The organism is Bacillus sp. GS3m_15504, from assembly GCF_055825275.1.
The window spans coordinates 58520-77809 of record NZ_JBVVNL010000004.1; the positions used below are offsets into that span (position 1 = coordinate 58520).

General features: G+C 35.7%; 18 protein-coding genes. 9 read left to right on the forward strand and 9 right to left on the reverse strand.

Translation table 11 applies throughout. The annotated features are described in order from the left end of the window. Positions 1–8: 8 nt before the first annotated feature. Entirely contained in the window at positions 9–1622 is a 1614-nt protein-coding gene (locus AC0L0O_RS24385) for an MDR family MFS transporter (protein ID WP_000437634.1), read from the reverse strand. 19 nt (positions 1623–1641) lie between these two features. Continuing rightward, positions 1642–2100, reverse strand: coding sequence for a MarR family winged helix-turn-helix transcriptional regulator (locus tag AC0L0O_RS24390; protein ID WP_001132360.1), 459 nt, complete (start codon positions 2098–2100; stop codon positions 1642–1644). A gap of 272 nt (positions 2101–2372) precedes the next feature. On the opposite strand from AC0L0O_RS24390, the gene glpT reads away from it, so the two are divergent. The 6 genes from glpT to opp4A all read left to right on the forward strand — a co-directional run bounded on the left by glpT (position 2373) and on the right by opp4A (position 9630). Next, the gene (gene glpT / locus AC0L0O_RS24395) at positions 2373–3722 is read left to right on the forward strand and encodes a glycerol-3-phosphate transporter (protein ID WP_000466375.1); all 1350 of its coding nucleotides are present in this window, start codon (positions 2373–2375) and stop codon (positions 3720–3722) included. Between the two features lie 284 nt (positions 3723–4006). Then, the gene (locus AC0L0O_RS24400) at positions 4007–5026 is read left to right on the forward strand and encodes an ABC transporter ATP-binding protein (protein WP_000795376.1); all 1020 of its coding nucleotides are present in this window, start codon (positions 4007–4009) and stop codon (positions 5024–5026) included. Continuing rightward, the gene (locus AC0L0O_RS24405; RefSeq protein WP_001196373.1) at positions 5013–5939 is read left to right on the forward strand and encodes an ABC transporter ATP-binding protein; all 927 of its coding nucleotides are present in this window, start codon (positions 5013–5015) and stop codon (positions 5937–5939) included. The genes AC0L0O_RS24400 and AC0L0O_RS24405 overlap by 14 nt, the downstream gene beginning before the upstream one ends. 14 nt (positions 5940–5953) lie before the next feature. Further along, positions 5954–6919 (forward strand): oligopeptide ABC transporter permease, encoded by a 966-nt coding sequence (gene opp4B / locus AC0L0O_RS24410; protein WP_042987798.1) that lies wholly within the window; start codon positions 5954–5956, stop codon positions 6917–6919. Positions 6920–6936: 17 nt separating this feature from the next. Further along, entirely contained in the window at positions 6937–7842 is a 906-nt protein-coding gene (locus AC0L0O_RS24415) for an ABC transporter permease (protein WP_000880737.1), read from the forward strand. Positions 7843–7857: 15 nt separating this feature from the next. Beyond that, complete coding sequence (opp4A, locus tag AC0L0O_RS24420) at positions 7858–9630, forward strand: oligopeptide ABC transporter substrate-binding protein (RefSeq protein WP_473786178.1); 1773 nt, start codon at positions 7858–7860, stop codon at positions 9628–9630. Between the two features lie 100 nt (positions 9631–9730). On the opposite strand, the gene AC0L0O_RS24425 is transcribed toward opp4A, so the two are convergent. The 4 genes from AC0L0O_RS24425 to AC0L0O_RS24440 all read right to left on the reverse strand — a co-directional run bounded on the left by AC0L0O_RS24425 (position 9731) and on the right by AC0L0O_RS24440 (position 13412). Next, entirely contained in the window at positions 9731–9856 is a 126-nt protein-coding gene (locus AC0L0O_RS24425; RefSeq protein ID WP_000738297.1) for a DUF4027 family protein, read from the reverse strand. A gap of 208 nt (positions 9857–10064) precedes the next feature. After that, positions 10065–10487: a universal stress protein gene (locus tag AC0L0O_RS24430; protein WP_000277989.1), complete on the reverse strand. Its 423-nt coding sequence runs from the start codon at positions 10485–10487 to the stop codon at positions 10065–10067. 65 nt (positions 10488–10552) lie between these two features. Next, positions 10553–12004, reverse strand: coding sequence for a SulP family inorganic anion transporter (locus AC0L0O_RS24435; RefSeq protein WP_000487877.1), 1452 nt, complete (start codon positions 12002–12004; stop codon positions 10553–10555). A gap of 157 nt (positions 12005–12161) precedes the next feature. Continuing rightward, on the reverse strand, positions 12162–13412 hold the full coding sequence (locus tag AC0L0O_RS24440) for a cell wall-binding repeat-containing protein (RefSeq protein WP_473786168.1): 1251 nt from the start codon (positions 13410–13412) through the stop codon (positions 12162–12164). A gap of 173 nt (positions 13413–13585) precedes the next feature. Between AC0L0O_RS24440 and AC0L0O_RS24445 the strand changes: the two genes are divergently transcribed. Continuing rightward, positions 13586–14263, forward strand: a complete 678-nt coding sequence (locus AC0L0O_RS24445; protein WP_000565454.1) for a response regulator transcription factor — start codon at positions 13586–13588, stop codon at positions 14261–14263. An 11-nt stretch (positions 14264–14274) separates the two neighbouring features. Continuing rightward, the gene (locus AC0L0O_RS24450; RefSeq protein ID WP_000822546.1) at positions 14275–15660 is read left to right on the forward strand and encodes a sensor histidine kinase; all 1386 of its coding nucleotides are present in this window, start codon (positions 14275–14277) and stop codon (positions 15658–15660) included. 19 nt (positions 15661–15679) lie between these two features. On the opposite strand, the gene AC0L0O_RS24455 is transcribed toward AC0L0O_RS24450, so the two are convergent. Next, positions 15680–16201 (reverse strand): dihydrofolate reductase family protein, encoded by a 522-nt coding sequence (locus AC0L0O_RS24455; RefSeq protein WP_473786169.1) that lies wholly within the window; start codon positions 16199–16201, stop codon positions 15680–15682. Positions 16202–16307: 106 nt separating this feature from the next. Here AC0L0O_RS24455 and AC0L0O_RS24460 point away from each other — a divergent pair, with 106 nt between their 5' ends. Continuing rightward, the gene (locus AC0L0O_RS24460) at positions 16308–17261 is read left to right on the forward strand and encodes a helix-turn-helix transcriptional regulator (RefSeq protein ID WP_000030275.1); all 954 of its coding nucleotides are present in this window, start codon (positions 16308–16310) and stop codon (positions 17259–17261) included. 29 nt (positions 17262–17290) lie between these two features. On the opposite strand, the gene AC0L0O_RS24465 is transcribed toward AC0L0O_RS24460, so the two are convergent. Next, positions 17291–18715: a hypothetical protein gene (locus AC0L0O_RS24465; RefSeq protein WP_000185088.1), complete on the reverse strand. Its 1425-nt coding sequence runs from the start codon at positions 18713–18715 to the stop codon at positions 17291–17293. Beyond that, positions 18681–19238, reverse strand: coding sequence for an RNA polymerase sigma factor (locus tag AC0L0O_RS24470; protein ID WP_000869286.1), 558 nt, complete (start codon positions 19236–19238; stop codon positions 18681–18683). Before AC0L0O_RS24470 ends, AC0L0O_RS24465 begins: the two co-directional genes overlap by 35 nt. Positions 19239–19290: the final 52 nt, after the last annotated feature.

Consider the following 19290-nt stretch of genomic DNA (forward strand, 5'->3'; position numbering starts at 1 on the left):
CTTTTTCATTACGAATATGATACAGTTTGTTCTTTTTCCTCTGCAGCTGGCTCTTCAGCATCCTTTTTACGATCTGACAGTTTAATCTTCTGTAAGAAAATCGTAAAGATAGCACCCACTACAATGAATACTAATCCTGTTAAGAATACAGTATGAAGAGAGTCTACTAAAGAGTTTTTCAAAATTGGTACAATGCTGTTAGCGAATGCTTCTGGCATTTGTTTTAATGCCTCTGGGCTAAATAGCATTGAATATAAACCTTGTGGGTCCGTATGAATCATATCTTTAAATTTCGTTACCATTTGTCCCGCTTCTTTCGGGAACGTATCTAATACAGGTACTAAATTTTTTGTTAATGTTGTACCTGAAGTGTTATTCATAATTGATCCTAAAATTGTAATACCAAATGTTCCACCGATTTGACGGAAGAACTGACTTGATGATGTTACGACACCAAGATCTTTTTTCGGGAAGCTTTCTTGTAACGCTAACGTTAATGTCGGCATTACAAGACCCATTCCTAAACCGATAACCATCATATAAGAAGTAGCAGTCAATTTAGTTGTGTGCATATCCATCGTTGTTAATAACCAGAATCCTCCAGCCATTATAAGCATTCCTGTAATAATTTGTGGTTTCACACCAACTTTTAATACAAGTTGCCCGCCGATAATACTCATCACAATCATAGTAATCATCATTGGCGTCATAATTGTACCTGATTCAGCAGCACTTACTCCTACAATTCCTTGCATGAAGAATGGTACGAACATAATCGCACCGAACATTCCGATACTCATAAAGAATCCAATCGCATTTAGTAATGTAAATGTACGATTTTTAAAGAAATGCATCGGTAAAATTGGTTCTTCTGCTTTCGTTTCAACGATAACAAAGCTAACAATACCAATTAGAGCTAATGCAAATAACCCGATAATTTGCCAAGAATCCCATGCGTAATCTTTCCCGCCAAACGTTAATGCAAGTAATAAACTGACAACACCGAGAATCATCGTGAAGATTCCAGCGATATCAATTTTAATTGGTCCTGTTTGTTTATGTGATTTTAATCCCATTGCAATAAAGATTGTTGCTAAAATACCAACTGGTAAGTTAATGTAGAATACCCATCTCCAGTTTACTGCGTCTACAATCCAGCCACCAACTTGTGGCCCAATTACAGAAGCAAGACCGTATAACGCACCAAAAATACCTTGCCATTTCGCACGTTCTTTCCCCGTGAACATATCTCCGATAATAATCATAGCCATCGGCATCATAATACCGCCACCAAGACCTTGAATACCACGGAAAATAATTAATTCTGTCATACCATTTGCCATACCACATAAAGCTGAGCCAACCATAAAGATAACTAGCCCTGTTATATATACGTTACGACGGCCAAGTAAATCCGCTAATTTACCTGCAATTGGTACAACTGTTGTTGATGTTAACATATAGGCTGTTGTTAACCACGTCATTAAGCTTAATCCACCTAGTTCACCGACGATACGCGGCATTGCTGTACCAACGATTGTTCCATCTAATGCAGCAAATAGCATGGCAATGATTAAACCGATTAACAACAACTTTCTATTTATATTTTCTTGTTGCTCCATGTAATCTCCTCAATTCCTCTTAGTTATTCTCCTTTTTCTCTTGTGTCCCGCAAATAATTGTTTCGAGCTTCTCAAAGAGGCGTAACAAATCTTCTCTTTCTTGTAATTCTAAATGTGAGAAATATTTTGCAATGTGCTCATTACGAGCGACCATTGCCTCTTCTACCCTGGCTTTCCCCTTTTTTGTTAACTCAATGATGACAACGCGGCGGTCATCTTTGTCGTGATAGCGCTCTACAAGCTCTTGGTCAATTAGGCGATCGATCATCACTGTAATTGCACTAGGCTTTACATACATCTTTTTTGCTAATTTTGTCGCCCTTGAAGCTCCATAATGATCTAAAATCTTTAAAATATAAAACTGCGGTGGTGTAAGTCCTGTTGCTTGCATTTGTTCTAATAACTCTGTCTGCATTTTCTTTCCAATCGAAAAGGCAAGAGCTTGAATTTTATCGATATGCGTCATATCATTTGGCATGTTATCCACCTCTTATTTAAACAATAAAATATTTAACCTATTTAAATATTAATCCGACGAATAAAATCCGTCAACACTTTTTATTTATAAAAACGTTTACATTTTTGTCACAAAGTTGTATAATTTTCGACGAAGTTAATATTGACAGTCACGGAGAATCGGAGTACACGGCTATGAATCATAAAAAAGGAAACTTTTTTATATTTCATGGCCTTTTTATATTCTCTCTGACTTACGACACTTCGAATTAATTTGGGGAGGATTTTCATTTTATGTTTTTTACACAATTCTTTAAACCTGCGCCCCACGCGGAACGCTTACCAGCTGACCGCGTTGACAGTGAATACCGTAAACTACGTTTACAAGTATTCTTAGGTATCTTCATCGGCTATGCAGGTTATTACTTTGTTCGAAAAAACTTTTCACTAGCAATGCCATACTTAATTGAACAAGGCTTTAGTAAAGGGGAACTTGGGGTTATCCTTTCAGCAGTTTCTATCGCTTACGGATTAAGTAAATTTCTTATGGGTATCGTATCCGATCGTTGTAATCCTCGCTACTTTTTAGCAGCTGGGCTATTTTTATCAGGTATCATTAATATTATTTTCGGCTCATTTTCTTTCATTACAACGAGTATTATACTTATGTTTGTACTTCAGTTTTTAAATGGATGGGTACAAGGTATGGGATGGCCTCCTTGTGGTCGTACAATGGTTCACTGGTTCTCTATTAGTGAACGTGGTACAAAAATGTCTATTTGGAACGTCGCTCATAACGTCGGCGGAGCGCTTATGCCTTCTCTTGTAACATTAGGCTTATACTTCTTTGCGAATGACTGGAAGAGTATTTTTTACTTCCCAGGTATTCTTTCAATTTTAGTTGGTGTTTATGTATTAATTACGATGAAAGATACACCTCAATCTTGTGGATTACCTTCTATTGAAGAACATACTGGAGAATATCCACCAGATGAGAAGATAAAAGATCGTGAACGTGAACTTTCAGCAAAGGAAATTTTATTTAAATACGTACTAAACAATAAATTTTTATGGTACATCGCGATTGCGAACGTTTTCGTATATTTCGTACGTTACGGTGTTGTAGACTGGGCTCCTACTTATTTAGTAGAAGAAAAAAGCTTTACTCATAGTAGTTCACGTACAGCTTATGCTCTATATGAATGGGCTGGTATTCCAGGTACACTTCTTTGCGGCTGGATGAGTGATAAACTATTTAAAGGACGCCGCGCACCTGCTGGTATTTTATTTATGGTTGGTGTATTTATCGCCGTTCTTGTGTACTGGCTAAACCCTCCTGGTAATCCAATGGTTGATAGTATCGCACTTGTTGCAATTGGATTTTTAATTTACGGACCTGTTATGTTAATTGGTCTACACGCTCTTGACTTAGCACCAAAGAAAGCGGCTGGAACTGCAGCTGGATTAACTGGCTTCTTCGGTTACTTAGGCGGAGCAGCTTTCGCTAGTGCCGCTATGGGCTTTATCGTCGATGCATTCGGATGGGATGGGGGATTCATCTTATTACTTGCATCTTGTGTACTTGCAATGTTCTTCCTTGCTCTTACTTTAAAGACAGGGTCAGTAAAACAAAAGCAAGCTTAAGCACTAATATTATTCTTATCAAAAAAAGAGAGGCTGTTCTTTCGAGAACGCCTCTCTTTTTTCTACATATAATACTTTTTTCTTACAAAAGATTTATTTCCCTCTCTTATATATGTTAGCGTTTTCAAAACACTCCAACTACTTATATACATGCATCCAATCTCTATATAAAAAGATTTTTGAATATTTTCTCAACTTATGCTTGTCAAACATTGTCAATTTATATTAAAATAACAACAACATACAAAATATTTAGTCTTTTCAGAAAAGATGGAGGGATAGCCATGAAGAATCCACTTCTTCGCATTGAAAACTTACAGACTTCCTTTCGTATACAAGATCAATATCATGCCGCAGTTGATGATGTTTCGTTAACTGTCCATGAAAATGAAATTGTCGCGATAGTCGGTGAATCAGGTTGCGGAAAAAGTGCACTTGCCCTTTCCATTATGCGACTGCATAATGAAGCAAATACAAAATTACAAGGGCAGCTTAACTATAGAGATAAGGATTTACTAACGATGTCAGCCGCAGAGATGAATAAAGTACGCGGATCAAACATCGGCATGATTTTCCAAGAACCTCTTACAGCACTCGATCCTCTTATGACAGTTGGAAAACAAATCGAAGAAAATTTAGACTACCACACAAGCCTTTCAAAAGTTGAAAAGAAAGAACGCACCTTAGAGCTACTTCATCAAGTTGGTATTCCAAAACCAGAACTTACATATAAACAATACCCACACGAATTATCTGGCGGAATGAGACAAAGAATTGTTATCGCAATTGCAATTGCTTGTAACCCAGCACTTATTATTGCAGATGAGCCAACAACGGCTCTTGATGTAACTATCCAAGCACAAATTTTAGACTTACTAAAATCTATTCAAGAACAAACGAAAATGGGCATCATTTTAATTACTCACGATTTAAGTGTTGTCGCAGAAACAGCCGATCGTATCGTCGTTATGTACGCTGGACAAGTTGTAGAAACAGGAAAAGTTGAAGAGATTTTTAACAACCCTCTTCACCCATATACTCGTTCTCTATTAAACTCCATTCCATCTGCGTATGCTGAAAAGGAAAAATTACATGTTATTCAAGGTGTTGTACCGACATTAGCTAAGTTACCTCGCACAGGCTGTCGATTCCAAGCACGAATTCCGTGGATTAGACCTGATCAACATGAAGAAAATCCCATTTTACATGAAGTAAAACCAGACCATTGGGTACGTTGTACTTGCTACAAGCATTTTAACTTCCAAGATAAGAAAGGAGATGACGTAACTCATGGCACTGCTTAAAGTAGAAGATTTAAAAGTACACTTTCCAATTAAAGGTGGTTTCTTCGGGCGCACATTAGATTACGTACGCGCTGTAGATGGTGTAAGTTTTGAATTACAACCGGGTGAAACATACGGGATTGTTGGTGAATCAGGAAGTGGTAAATCAACAACGGGTAAAGCAATTATGCATTTAACGAAAGCAACGGAGGGTAGCATTCATTTTAATAATAGAGATTTAACAAAGTTAAGTCGCTCTGAGTTACGTGAACAACGAAAAGATATTCAAATGATTTTCCAAGACCCATATTCATCATTAAATCCGAAGAAACGTGTTCTCGACATTATTGCTGAGCCTCTTCGAAATTTTGAAAAGCTCTCGCCTGATGAAGAACGGAGAGCAGTTCAAGAATATCTCGATAAAGTTGGTCTAAATCCAGAGTCTATTTATAAATATCCACATGAATTTTCCGGTGGTCAAAGGCAGCGGATTGGTATTGCACGCGCTCTTACTTTAAAGCCGAAGCTTATTATTGCGGATGAGCCAGTATCTGCGCTTGACGTCTCTGTACAGGCACAAGTATTAAACTTTTTGCAAGATTTACAAGCTGAGCTCGGACTAACATACTTATTCATTAGTCATGATTTAGGTGTAATTCGTCATATGTGTGACCGTATCGGTGTTATGTATCGCGGGCGCATCGTCGAAGAAGCAACTAGTGCAGAAATTTATAGTAATCCACAACACATTTATACGAAGCGCCTAATATCAGCAATTCCTGATATTCGTCCTGAAAACAGAGAGAGACAGCGTAAGCTCCGTCAACAAGTAAGCTCTGAATACGAGAAATCATACGAAAATTATTTCAATGAAAACGGTCGGGCTTATGATTTAAAACCAATCTCGCCAACGCACCGGGTGGCATTACCATAAGGGAGTGATAAAACATGTGGAAGTTTATATTACGGAGATTTTTAGTGATGATCCCGCAATTATTCGTGTTAAGTATACTTGTCTTTCTATTAGCTAAGGCAATGCCAGGCGATGCCTTAACCGGTAGAGCAATAAATCCAAAAGCGGATCCAAAAGTAATTGAAGAACAACGTGAAAAGCTTGGATTAAATGACCCAGTTACAACACAATATGTTCGCTGGATTAAAAATGCAGTGCAAGGTGACTTTGGTATCTCCTATGCACATAAAATGAAAGTAACCGAATTAATTGGAGAACGACTTGGAAATACAGTATCTTTAGCACTTGTTATTCTTATTCTTACTTATTTAATTGCCATACCACTGGGAGTTATAAGTGGGCGGTGGAATGATACATGGGCTGATCGACTCATTACCATTTACAACTATCTAGGTTTTGCTACACCACTATTTATATTTGCACTCGTTATGCTCTTCCTATTCGGATTTAAGTTTGCAATATTCCCAACCGGCGGTAGCGTAGATCCTCAAGTTGCAACAGGTACATTTGCTTACTATTTAAGCAAATTGAATCACATGCTACTACCAGCTTTATCCGGGGCATTAATTGCAACAGTTGGTACTGTTCAATATTTACGAAGCGAAATTATTGATACGAAACATAAAGATTTTGTGCGTACAGTAAGAGCAAAAGGTGTTCCAGAATCAAAAATCTATTCTAGACATATTTTACGAAATTCATTCTTACCAATTGCAGCCTTCTTAGGCTATGAAATTACGGGATTAGTTGGAGGTGCCATCTTTTTAGAAAGTATTTTTAGCTATCCAGGAATTGGACAACTATTTATACAATCTATCTCTCAACGTGATTTTAGTGTAATAACTGCACTCGTTATGTTTACTGGATTTGCAACGTTACTTGGAACTCTCCTTTCAGATATTATTCTAAGCATCGTCGATCCACGTATTCGTATTGATTAAAGAAAGGAGATGACGTTATGTTAGCAAACCCTGAAAAACAAACGGAAGTTATTCATTACGAAAAAAGCCCTTCTGGTTTCTCTATTATGTGGCGAGAACTTCGTAAAGATAAATTGGCAATGTTTTCACTTGTTTTCCTAGCAATCTTATTACTAGCAGTCTACGCAACATCTTTTATTATGAAACAAGAAGATATTGTACGAGTTGATTTATTCGCTATTTATGCTCCTCCCTCTGCTGAACATTGGTTAGGAACAGATTACGGAGGACGCGATATTTTCGGTCAACTTATTATTGGTACGCGTAACTCATTTACAATTGGATTAGCAATTACTGTCCTTTCTTGTTTAATTGGTCTTTCAATTGGATTAATTGCCGGATATTTTGGAGGAACTATTGATAATATCATTATGCGCATTATCGACTTTGTTATGGTTTTACCATTTTTAATGCTTGTAATTGTATTTATTACACTTGTTCCTACATTCAATATTTTCACTTTCATTTTAATTATGAGCGTGTTCTTATGGACCGGAAAGGCCAGATTAATTCGCTCAAAAGTATTAACTGAAAAAGAACTAGATTATGTCTCTGCATCTAAAACTTTAGGAACACCAAACTGGAAAATCATTCTTTTCCAAGTACTACCTAACTTAAGTTCAATTATCATTGTTAGCGTTACATTAAATCTTGCTGGAAACATCGGTATTGAATCTGGTTTAACTTTCTTAGGTTTTGGCCTACCAGAGAGTACACCAAGCCTTGGTACACTTGTTAGTTATGCTAGAAATCCAGATGTATTACAAGAGAAATGGTGGATTTGGTTACCCGCATCAATCATGATTTTAACATTGATGCTGTGTATAAATTTTATTGGTCAGGCGCTACGTCGTTCGGCCGACGCAAGACAAAGAAAAGGATAAGGGGTGGAAGAAATGATAAATAAGCCAAAGTTTTTCAAAGTATTAAGTACACTTGCGGTTTCAACATTACTACTTTCAGCATGTGGGGGCAGTGGTGGTAGTGAAAAAACGAGCAGCACAAAAAAAGTAGATACAAATAAATTTAGTGCATCTGTTAAAAATGATAAAAAAGAAATTAAAGATGGTTCATTAACATATGGTCTTGTTTCTAACACACCATTTGAAGGACTTTTAAATTTCGCTGTATATGAAGGGGATCCTGATAACCAAGTCATTACAATTTTCGATGAATCTCTATTATCAAATGACGAAAACTGGGAATACACGAATGATGGCGCTGCTACATATGAAATTTCTAAAGATAAAAAAACAATTACGCTAAAAATTAAAGATAATGTAAAGTGGCATGATGGAAACCCTGTTACTGCTGAGGATTTAGAATACTCTTATCTAGTGATTGGTAACAAACAATATGCCGGTTCTCGCTATGACACTCAAATGCAAATGATTGAAGGTATGGAAGATTACCATAATGGAAAAGCCGAAAAAATTTCAGGTATAAAGGTAACTGATCCAAAAACAATTTCGATTACGTTTAAAACACCAAACCCTTCAGTGAAAACTGGGCTTTGGACATACCCTCTTCATAAGAAATACTTAGGAGATGTACCAATCGATAAATTAGCAGAATCTGATAAAATCCGTAAAAATCCAATTGGTTTCGGACCTTTTAAAGTGAAGAAAATTACGCCAGGTGAAGCTGTTGAATTTGAACGTTTTGATGATTATTATGGTGGAAAACCAAAACTGAAAAGCATGGTTTTAAAAGTTGTTAACCCGTCCGTTGTTAACGCGTCCTTAAAAAATGGTGATATTGACATTGCTGAAGTAAGTGCAGATCAGTATCCAAATGTAAGTAAATTAAAAAATGCGCAATTAGTCGGTAAAACTGATTTATACTATAGTTATATCGGTTTTAAATTAGGCCATATGGATAAAGAAAAAGAAGAAGTAGTAATGGATAAAGAGAAATTTAAAGATGTTCGTGTACGTCAAGCAATGGCGTATGCTATCGATCGAAAAGAAATTGGTGAAAAATTATATCACGGCCTACGTTATCCGGCTAACTCACCAATCCCACCATCCCTACCAAAATATCATAACAATAAAGCGGGTTCCTATGATAAAGATGTAGAGAAAGCTAAAAAGTTATTAGATGAAGCGGGCTATAAAGATACGAACGGAGATGGATTCCGTGAAGATCCGAATGGTAAAGAGTTTAAAGCTAATTTCTTATCAATGAGTGGTAGCGATGTAAGTGAACCACTTGCAAAATTCTTTATTCAATCTTGGAAAGACATCGGCCTAAAAGTAGAGCTTCTTGATGGTCGCTTACATGAATTTAACTCATTCTACGATATGATTAAAAAAGATGATCCAAAAGTTGATCTTTTCGCAGCAGCTTGGGGAACTGGATCTGACCCAGACCCTTCTGGTATTTGGGCTAAAGATGCAGCATTCAATTACCCACGTTGGGCTACTGACAAAAACACAGAATTATTAAAACAAGGTATTTCTCCAGAAGCTGCTAATGAAAAGTACCGTAAAGATGTATACGATAAATGGCAAAAATTAATTCATGATGAAGTGCCATTAATTCCACTTCATTATAAATTTGACTTAAAAGGTGTAAATAATCGCGTAAAAGATTATAAATATACACCAGAAGATCAATATAAATGGGGTAAAGTTAGCGTAACAAGCGATAAAGCAGAAACAGAGAAATAATAAAATAGCTCCTGGCATGTATCTCATTGCCAGGAGCTATTTTTTATTTATAGTTCTTCTCTTACTATTTATAACAACCAATTCCTTCCCGACTCTAAGATTAAAAGATTTGATGAATTATCTTTATTACAACAGCTAACGTAACAGATGCAGCAAATCCCCCTAAACAAATAAGACCGACACCTTGGCTATATGATAAATCTTGAAGTGCTTTCATCTTTTTCATCCTCCCTCTCTCCCCTTCGATACTTTTATTTTACCAATGGAATAATTGTCATAACATCGATTTTCCTAACAACAAACTTACAAATTTGTAAGTTAATATTTTCTAAAACTTATGTATCTATTATGTCCACACTCTCCCCTTTTATACGTCAAAAAAGACCTTGAATTATATCAAGGCCCTGCTTACACTACAGAATATCTCACTCAATTTATTTAATAATCATCACCGGACATTTCACACGCTTTGCTATTTTATGACTCACACTACCAAGCACCATTTCTTGTAATGTATTTAGCCCTCTACTCCCCGCAATAACAAGATCTATATCTCCTGTATTTACATATTGAACAATTGTATCTCCTGGATCGCCATGTAATATCGTAATTTTATAAGAAATATTCTCTTTCTTTAATAAACCTTCAATCTCTTTTAATTTATCTTTTCGACTAGCTGATACTGTTTCTAAATCTGTTTGACCTTGTATAATATCTGACTTTGCTGTTCTATTATCTACAACGTACACCACTTCAACATTTGTTTCTTCGTTAAATTTTGCAATATGTGTCGCGTGCTCTGCCGCTCGAAGTGCATGTTCAGAACCATCACATGCTAATATAATTTGTTTATACATATGCTGAATCCCCTTTTCGTTATCCTACTCGTATTATATAATAAAGCCTCCTAAAAAGGAGGCTTCTAACTAGCAATTCTTTTATTATAAGTAGCTAAATTTGTAACAAGTTTTGCACTACGTTCATTTAATCCTGTTATACTTACTTTCACACCACTTTGTTCATACTTCATAATAACTTTATCAATTGATGCCACTGCTGAATCATCCCATACATGTGCATGAGTAAAGTTCATCTCAATTTCTTTCACATCTTCATTAAATGAAAAAGCATTTATAAAATCTGCTGTAGATGCAAAGAAAAGTTGACCGTGAATTTCGTATATTTTCTTATTTTCAATATATAAATGTTTCACGTGAATCTTTGCCATATTGAATGCAAATAACACAGCACTAATTACTGTACCAATGACTACACCTAATCCTAAATTGTGAGTAATAAGAACGACCACTACTGTTACAATCATAACGAATGCATTCCCTTTTGGTACTTTATGAATCGTTGCTACAGAGTTCCAATCAAATGTTCCGATTGAAACCATAATCATAACTGCAACTAAAGCTGCCATCGGAATATGAACAACATAATCACCTAAAACGAATAGTAATACGATTAAAAATCCGCCCGCTACAAACGTCGATAAGCGACCTCGTCCACCTGATTTAATATTAATAACAGATTGGCCAATCATTGCACATCCTGCCATACCTCCGAAGAAACCAGCGACAATATTTGCAATACCTTGACCGCGTGCTTCCTTATGCTTATTACTTTCCGTATGCGTCATATCATCTAAAACTGAAGCTGTTAATAATGACTCTAATAAACCGATAATTGCAAGCATAACTGCGTACGGTAAAATAATCCCTAACGTCTCAAGTGTAAAAGGCACGTCTGGAATACTAAAGAACGGTAATTCTTTCGGCAGGCTTCCCATATCCCCTACTGTTTTTAATTGTAATCCACTCATAAGTGCAATACTTGTCACGATGATAATTGCAATAAGTGTGGACGGTACAGCTGTCGTAATACGTGGAAATAAATATATAATTGCAAGTCCTAATGCGACAAGCGCGTACATTTGCCAAGTTGCATTTTTAAACTGCGGCAATTGTGCTGTAAAAACTAAAATCCCAAGTGCATTTAAAAATCCACTCATAACTGATTTCGGAACAAACTTCATAAATGAGCTCAGTTTGAACACGCCAAAAATAATTTGGACAATACCTGTTAATATTGTTGTAGCAAATAAATATTGTAAACCGTGATCTTTAACGAGCGTTACCATTAATAATGCCATTGCACCTGTTGCAGCTGAAATCATCCCAGTTCTTCCGCCAACAAATGAAATGGTAACTGCAATACAAAAGGCTGCGTATAATCCAACGGTCGGATCCACGCCTGCAATAACGGAGAAAGCGATCGCTTCCGGAATTAATGCTAAAGCAACGACAATCCCTGATAACACGTCCCCTTTTACATTGGAAAACCAGTCATTTTTTATCGTCTGAAACAAAGTACCACTCCTCTACTCTTTTATCATTTGATTTTCTCCGTAAGAAAATCAAGGCCGACTGCACGAAGGTTATTATATAACGAGTAGAGGATTTTGTGCTATGTAAAAGTTTCCTAAAGAAAAAGACACTACCTTAGTAGCATCTTTTCTCATTTCATTAATGTCCACCGTGACCTTGACCGCTTTCTTGCACAATCTCTAATCTCTCATCTAATACTCCTTGTGTTTCAAATGAAATATCACTCGTACTTCCTAATAGGAAGCCGTGATTATACGGTCCAAGTGTTGGGTCATCTTTAAACTTCGGTTGAATAGTAGCAAGGAAATCATACACTGGTTGTGAAGCTTTTCCTTCCTCTAATAAGATAACAGGTGCATGTTTACCCATATGTGAAAATGGTGCTCCTGCAACTGCTAAGTCTGGTGTTTTGTTTGAAACAAATGATACACCATGTCCCGGTTTCGTGAACCCCCATCCAAATTTTGTTTTTTCATCTTTAAATTTCGCAAATGCAATAGAATTCTCTACCGGAGTCTCTCCACTAATACGCGTTACTTTTCCATATTTGCTTAACTCTTTTTCCACTTCTTTTGAAACAACTTTTTCTGGTCCTAATACATATATATTCGCTTTATCTTTTCTCATCTTTAATGCCTCTATCGTCGCTTCTGGCACCTTATCTTTCTCTGTATATAAAAGCGGTTCTGGCATATGAGAAATCCAGTTTACAGCTGGTGTTGTATATAAACGTCCTTCTTCTTCAAACGAACCGACAATAACGCTATTTGGGTAACTTCCTGTTATATCGGCATATTCTTTATCCACATCTTTTGCAAATGTAGCTGGATCCGTTTCTTTTATTTGCTTTACTTTATACTCTTTTAATTGCTCAAGGATAGATGCATCGACATCCCCCATCACCATAATTTGCGTTCCATCTTTCGTTCCGAGCGGATTTAATCGTTTTATTTCTTTTAACGTCATTTCAGGTACCTTTTCTTTTTCTATAAATAGAATCGGTCCGTTATTCGGATGATGAATAAGGTCTGCACTTGCAATACCTAATTGCCACTCGTTTACTGGTACTAAAATAATAGCGCCTGGCTGATTCTCTTTATGCGTTGCTGGCCATATCGTTTGTGAAGTTAATACTGCCATTTGCAGAGGATTATTTGTATTTAATCTCGTTACATTTTTTAAGCTTGTCGTTAATAAATCATTCGATGCACCTTGATTCATTTCTTTCGGCGCAGTTACTTCCTGATTCATTTTCATTTCCTTCTGCTCTGTTTCTTTCTCTTTTTTAGGTTCATGTTTTGTATGATCCATATTATTCGTTTGTCCACATGCGGCAAGACCAACTGCTGTAATTATCGTTACACCCAAAATGCGGGTTGCTTTTTTCATTATATCGCCTCCGTATTAGTCTTTATTGAGCCAATATCATTACCTAAAGTAGAAGTTCAACTAAACAATAACAAGTAATTCTGAAGAAATTATGCAGACACATTACAATCTGCACCATTTCTTCATGATTTTGCATTACAATTTAAGTAAAGATTATATATGGAGGGCTCTCTATGATTGATATACTGCTCGTAGACGATGAACCGAGAATGCTTGAATTATTAACGCTTTATCTTACTCCAATTGGATATAACTGCATATGTGCACGATCCGGAGAAGAAGCGATTTCACATATAGAAAATCAAAACTTTAAATTTATTTTACTCGATATTATGATGCCAAAGATGGATGGATGGGAAACGTGCAAAAAAATCCGTTCATTTAGTAACGTTCCTATTATTATGGTTACCGCTCGTGATCAAACCATCGATGTCGTCCAAGGATTAAAACTCGGAGCGGATGATTACGTAACGAAACCTTTCCATGAAGAAGAGCTTTTCGCAAGAATTGAAGCTGTTTTAAGGCGAACGAATCAACACGCGCAAATCCAATATCACGGCATTTTATGGGATGAAGCAAAGCACTCCGCTTCTGTTCATAATGAAGAGCTTCTTCTTACACCAATTGAATTCTCTTTACTCGGATTATTTTTACGTCATGTGAACTACGTATTGAGCCGCGATCAGCTTATTGAACGAATTTGGGGATTAAATACAAATACAGAAGATAGAACAGTCGATTCACATATTCGTAATTTGCGTGATAAATTACGAAAAGTAAATTTCCCTATTGATAATCATTTAAAAACTGTGTACGGAGTTGGTTATCGATGGATTGATATCGAACATTAAGGAGCAAAGTGATGAAACGCATCTCTATTCAATTCGGATTTTATTTTTTAATTGTCACACTTTTAATTGAAAGTGTTCTATTTGTTTTGCTCTATTATAGTCTCGTAAACACTAGAGTAAATGAAGAAATGACTGCTTTATTAAAACGTGGAAACAGCCATCGTGATGTACTTGAAAAATATTATGATGAGCAAACAATCTCTCACGTTGCACTAATGGAATCTGAAGCTGAAACTACTGTCGTTATTACAAATACAAATAAAGAAGTACTAGCTAAATCTAACAAAATAAACACAACTATAAAAAATCACATTAGTAGCATGCAAACACGCACAAATCATGACGGAGCGATTATAGAGAATCACTGGAAAACATCTAATTATATATGTACGGTCAGTCCCATCATAGTAGCTGGAAAACATGAGGGGTATGTGTATATGTTTCTTGGGACAGAATCCATTGAAAAGTTGGTAAATGGATTAACGAAACAATTCATTATTGCTGGTGCCATCACGTTTCTACTCACAGTCATTACCATTTTTCTTTTATCTCGGTTATTAACAAAACCATTGTTACACATGAAACATGCCACTGAAAAAATGAGTAAAGGCGATTTATCCGTTTCGTTAACAACTACTCGAAATGATGAAATTGGTGAACTATCCTCATCAATTCAAACGCTTGCTAATGATTTACATTATATGAAAACAGAGCGAAGTGAATTTCTAGCAAGTGTTGCTCATGAATTACGAACACCTTTAACATACGTAAGAGGCTACGCTGACATTGCTTTAAAAGAAACCACATCTCCCGAACAACGTTTACGGTATTTATCTATTATAAAAGATGAGTCTGATTACATTACAAACTTAGTTCAAGATTTATTTTCACTTGCACAAATGGAACAACATAACTTTTCTATTCAAGTAAAGGAAGTACATTTACACACTTTCCTTACTCGCATATCTGAAAAAGTAAACGCCATGTATAAAGAAAGATACATTACAGTTTCTTTCTCTTGTCCTCCTACACTGCTAGTAAACTTAGATGAACAACGATTTGAACAAGTTGTAGTGAACATTTTAAATAACGCTTATAGACATTCAAAAGAACATTCTCAAATTCATATTTCTGTTATAGAAGAAAATAAACGTATCTCCATTACAATGGAAGATGAAGGCGAAGGTATTCCTCCTGAAGACCTCCCTCACATTTTCGAACGCTTTTATCGAGTTGATAAAGCTAGATCACGAGCTACCGGTGGGACTGGTTTAGGGCTATCTATCGTGAAAGAAATTGTAGAACTACACGGCGGAAATATTACTGTAACGAGCGAAGTTGATCACGGGTCTTGTTTTACAATTTCATTGCCATCTATAAAGAAACACGACTATTGATGGTAGTCGTGTTTCTTTATCATTTTACTTTATAATATAAGTTTACAAATTGCCCAAAACGTTTCGTATCCGTTAAAGTTAAATGGATTTCTGGGTTCTTGTCTTGAAATAACGGCACTCCAGAACCTAATATATGTGGTGTAATCGTAACAACATATTCATCAATTAGATTATTCTTAAAGAACTCTCTTAGTAAACTCCCTCCACCGACCATCCATATTTTAGATCCTTCCTGCCCTTTCAATTTTTCCGTAAGCTCCACTACACCTTCATTTACAAACTCCACATGTTCGTTTGAACCTTTTTCTGAGTTAGAGAAAACATAACATTTTTTATCTACATACGGGAATGTGTCCATATGCTCTACTACATAATCGTACGTTCTTTTTCCCATAATTATTGTATCAATCGTTTCATACATTTCTGTATAACCGTTATCTCCCTCTCCTTCTGTTTCCATTAACCACTCTAAATCATCATCTTCTTTAGCAATATATCCATCTAAACTCGCCGCAATAAATAAAACAATTTCACGTGACATATCTTTTCCTCCTTTCATCTCATATTGATAACATATGATGTAAACAATATACTAACAATAAAACACGACAATTTATGTCATGTTAAAAAGAAAAAAGGTGATACATTTGTCAAAAGCTAAACGCTTATTAGATATTCTTATATTTGCTTCCGCCAAAAAGACATTTACAGCGCAAGAAATAGCTGATGAATTTAATATTTCCGTTCGTACTGTCCATAGATACATAGTAGATTTAAGTGATATGGGATTACCCATCTATGCTGAACAAGGTCGTAACGGAGGCTATAAAGTATTAACGAATAGAGTCATTCCCCCTATTTTATTTACGGAAGAAGAAGCAGTCTCCATCTTTTTTGCATTTCAATCTTTAAGTTACTACAGAGACTTACCTTTTAACACAGAAATCAATTCCGTTACACATAAACTGTATAGCTCTCTACAACATGATGCGAAAACGAAAGTTGATAAAATACGTTCCTATATCGCTTTTTGGAATCCGAAGAGAACGGTTAATACACCTCTTTTAAACGAAGTACTAACTGCGGCTATTGAAAATAAAAATTTACACTTTCAATACGAATCTAAATCGGGGATAAAAACAAAGCATGTTCACCCTATCGGTGTATATGCTCACGACGGACTATGGTACTTACCGTCCTATGACTTCAGTAGAAAAAAAGTATTACTGTATCGCGTTGATCGTATTCTTTCTATATTATCAGCAGAAGAAAATGAAAGTACGTTCATGAATTTAGAAGAATGGTTTGACTCTAGCTCTAACGTCGTACACATTCCTACGCAGTTACATGTCTTATTAACGACAGAAGGTGTGCGCCAATGTAAAAGCGTGCCTTACCTTGAAGAATTCGTTATAACAAACGCGGACGGGACAGGATATATACATTCAACAATTGATAAAGGTGAGATTAACTTTATTACACCTTTATTTTATAGACTTGGGAAAGATGCACGAGTTTTAGAACCGAAAGAATTGATAGATGGTTTACGTATACGTGCGAAAGAAATCTTACATATGTATGAAGACGAAAAAAGCTGCTAAATATAAGCAGCTTTTTATTCTCTTTGTTACTATTGACGAATATCAAACCACCAACGATTTTTCGCATTCATATTTTCAGTTCCACTAAAACCACTATAACGGAAAGCATCAAGGAAGATTGAATCTAGTTTATCCTCATCTACAAAATAGCCTAATTTAACATTTACCGTTTCTCCTGGTCGGATACTGCCAATATTATAAAAGCTCTTTCCGTCTCCATGCGGTTCTAAATAATCCACTTCACCCGTCATAATATTTTTCTCGGCAATTCCATCTTTTTCAGCGTAGTTCCATACATTCCCCTTACTTTTAAGCACTTGTATGGATGGAGTCATATAGATTTCTTCTGTCGACTTTTTCCCAATATTTTTCACTGTTGTTGTTAGATAAACAAATTTAGGATGAACTAATTTTGACTCTACTAATTGATCAATTGAATCTTTACCATTTCCTAGCTTATATTTATCCCTTCTATATGGTTTCAATTGTCCAGCTTGATCCAAAGCTTGATTCTCGCTTAGTATCCCTAAGCCCATTTCATAAAAGTTCTCTTGTTTAAAATCTTTAATTGAATCAAAGACTTCAACTTTTTCTATCACATATTCAATTTTGCTGTTATCCATAGATATCGTTACTGGAACCTTTTGCCCTATATGAAATAGACGTTTACTATCTTTTTTCAAAGGAATCACTTTAGTTTCTTTAGGTTCCTCTGCTTCACTAAAATACTTTTTATCATAATCCGTTATATATGATGCCTTTTCTTTTGACGTAGGCTCAAGTGAAATATTCCCTAACACATCCATCATTTGTTCTTCGTTTATATCGTTTCCAATATAACTTTGTAACATAATTCCCTCTTCCTCAAAATAGAGAAAAATCACTCTATCAAACATTAAATCTTTATTTCCATTGTCTTTATGGACAATTACTGCCTTCTTACCATTTATCTCTTTTTCTTCATAACTTTTCGAGTACAGAGTTGAAAAATCTGAATTCCCCCCTACTCTCCAAAGAGCGAATGAAAATCCCCCCATTGCATAGTTATCTTTAAATGAATATTTCATAGCACTATCATCAATTGCTTCCATATTTTCTGGCAATTTACCTATTTTCAGCTTATACCACTGATCACTCTTTTTCGAATCCTTATTTGTTAAGGAAACATTTACTTCGTAATTTTGTTTTTGAACAATCATATTATAGACTTTCACTGCACCAAAAACAGTTGTTGGCATACCAATTAATAAACAGGCAGCAGCGATTAACATACGATGTCTTTTACTCCTTTTCTGTGGTCGCTCGCCCTTCAGCTTCATTTCTTCCATAAACAATTTCTTTTTGCGCGTATATGTATGTGAAAATTCATGTTTTTCTTCGAGTTTATCAAAATCATCTAAAGCAATTTTTTCAGCAAGTTCATATATTTCTTTGGAGTTCTTTGAATTCGTCATGTTGTATACCTCCTATCATATTTTGGACTCGTTTTCGAGCGCGTTCAAATTGCTTGCGGACATTAGCCTCCGTTATCCCCATGACACTTGAAATTTCTTGATACGTTAAGTTATAGAAGACTTTGTACTTAAACACCTGTCTATTAGACTCATTTAACTCTTTTAACAATGCATCAATTTGAACCTCGGACATTACACGTTTTTCCCACTCTTCAACATTTTCATCTACTGCTTCTATTGATTCTCTTTCATATTCTTCTAAAAATGTTTCATGTCGTTTATTTTTCCGGTAACTATCAATCGCCTTATTTTTCGCGACCCTCAAAATATAGCGTTTAAGCTCTTGAGTAGCCAAGCTATGGAGCTTTTCCAAGTTCTTATAAAGAGTAATAAACGTCTCTTGAACCGCATCTTCTGCCTGCTGAATATTATTTAAAATAGAATACGCTACATAATAAACTTTTTGTTCATACAACTCGTATAGCTCTTCCATCTTTTCATAATCATTGTTTGTAACTTTCATATGATTCCTCCTCTCACTCTATATAACGAATGAGCCATATACTTTGTGACAC

Excerpts from the sequence above, each read along its gene's own strand:
- AC0L0O_RS24385 (WP_000437634.1), bottom strand. The coding sequence starts at position 1,622 with ATGGAGCAACAAGAAAATATAAATAGAAAGTTGTTGTTAATCGGTTTA.
- AC0L0O_RS24390 (WP_001132360.1), bottom strand. The coding sequence starts at position 2,100 with ATGCCAAATGATATGACGCATATCGATAAAATTCAAGCTCTTGCCTTT.
- glpT (WP_000466375.1), top strand. The coding sequence starts at position 2,373 with ATGTTTTTTACACAATTCTTTAAACCTGCGCCCCACGCGGAACGCTTA.
- AC0L0O_RS24400 (WP_000795376.1), top strand. The coding sequence starts at position 4,007 with ATGAAGAATCCACTTCTTCGCATTGAAAACTTACAGACTTCCTTTCGT.
- AC0L0O_RS24405 (WP_001196373.1), top strand. The coding sequence starts at position 5,013 with ATGGCACTGCTTAAAGTAGAAGATTTAAAAGTACACTTTCCAATTAAA.
- opp4B (WP_042987798.1), top strand. The coding sequence starts at position 5,954 with ATGTGGAAGTTTATATTACGGAGATTTTTAGTGATGATCCCGCAATTA.
- AC0L0O_RS24415 (WP_000880737.1), top strand. The coding sequence starts at position 6,937 with ATGTTAGCAAACCCTGAAAAACAAACGGAAGTTATTCATTACGAAAAA.
- AC0L0O_RS24425 (WP_000738297.1), bottom strand. The coding sequence starts at position 9,856 with ATGAAAAAGATGAAAGCACTTCAAGATTTATCATATAGCCAAGGTGTC.
- AC0L0O_RS24430 (WP_000277989.1), bottom strand. The coding sequence starts at position 10,487 with ATGTATAAACAAATTATATTAGCATGTGATGGTTCTGAACATGCACTT.
- AC0L0O_RS24440 (WP_473786168.1), bottom strand. The coding sequence starts at position 13,412 with ATGAAAAAAGCAACCCGCATTTTGGGTGTAACGATAATTACAGCAGTT.
- AC0L0O_RS24445 (WP_000565454.1), top strand. The coding sequence starts at position 13,586 with ATGATTGATATACTGCTCGTAGACGATGAACCGAGAATGCTTGAATTA.
- AC0L0O_RS24450 (WP_000822546.1), top strand. The coding sequence starts at position 14,275 with ATGAAACGCATCTCTATTCAATTCGGATTTTATTTTTTAATTGTCACA.
- AC0L0O_RS24455 (WP_473786169.1), bottom strand. The coding sequence starts at position 16,201 with ATGTCACGTGAAATTGTTTTATTTATTGCGGCGAGTTTAGATGGATAT.
- AC0L0O_RS24465 (WP_000185088.1), bottom strand. The coding sequence starts at position 18,715 with ATGACGAATTCAAAGAACTCCAAAGAAATATATGAACTTGCTGAAAAA.
- AC0L0O_RS24470 (WP_000869286.1), bottom strand. The coding sequence starts at position 19,238 with ATGAAAGTTACAAACAATGATTATGAAAAGATGGAAGAGCTATACGAG.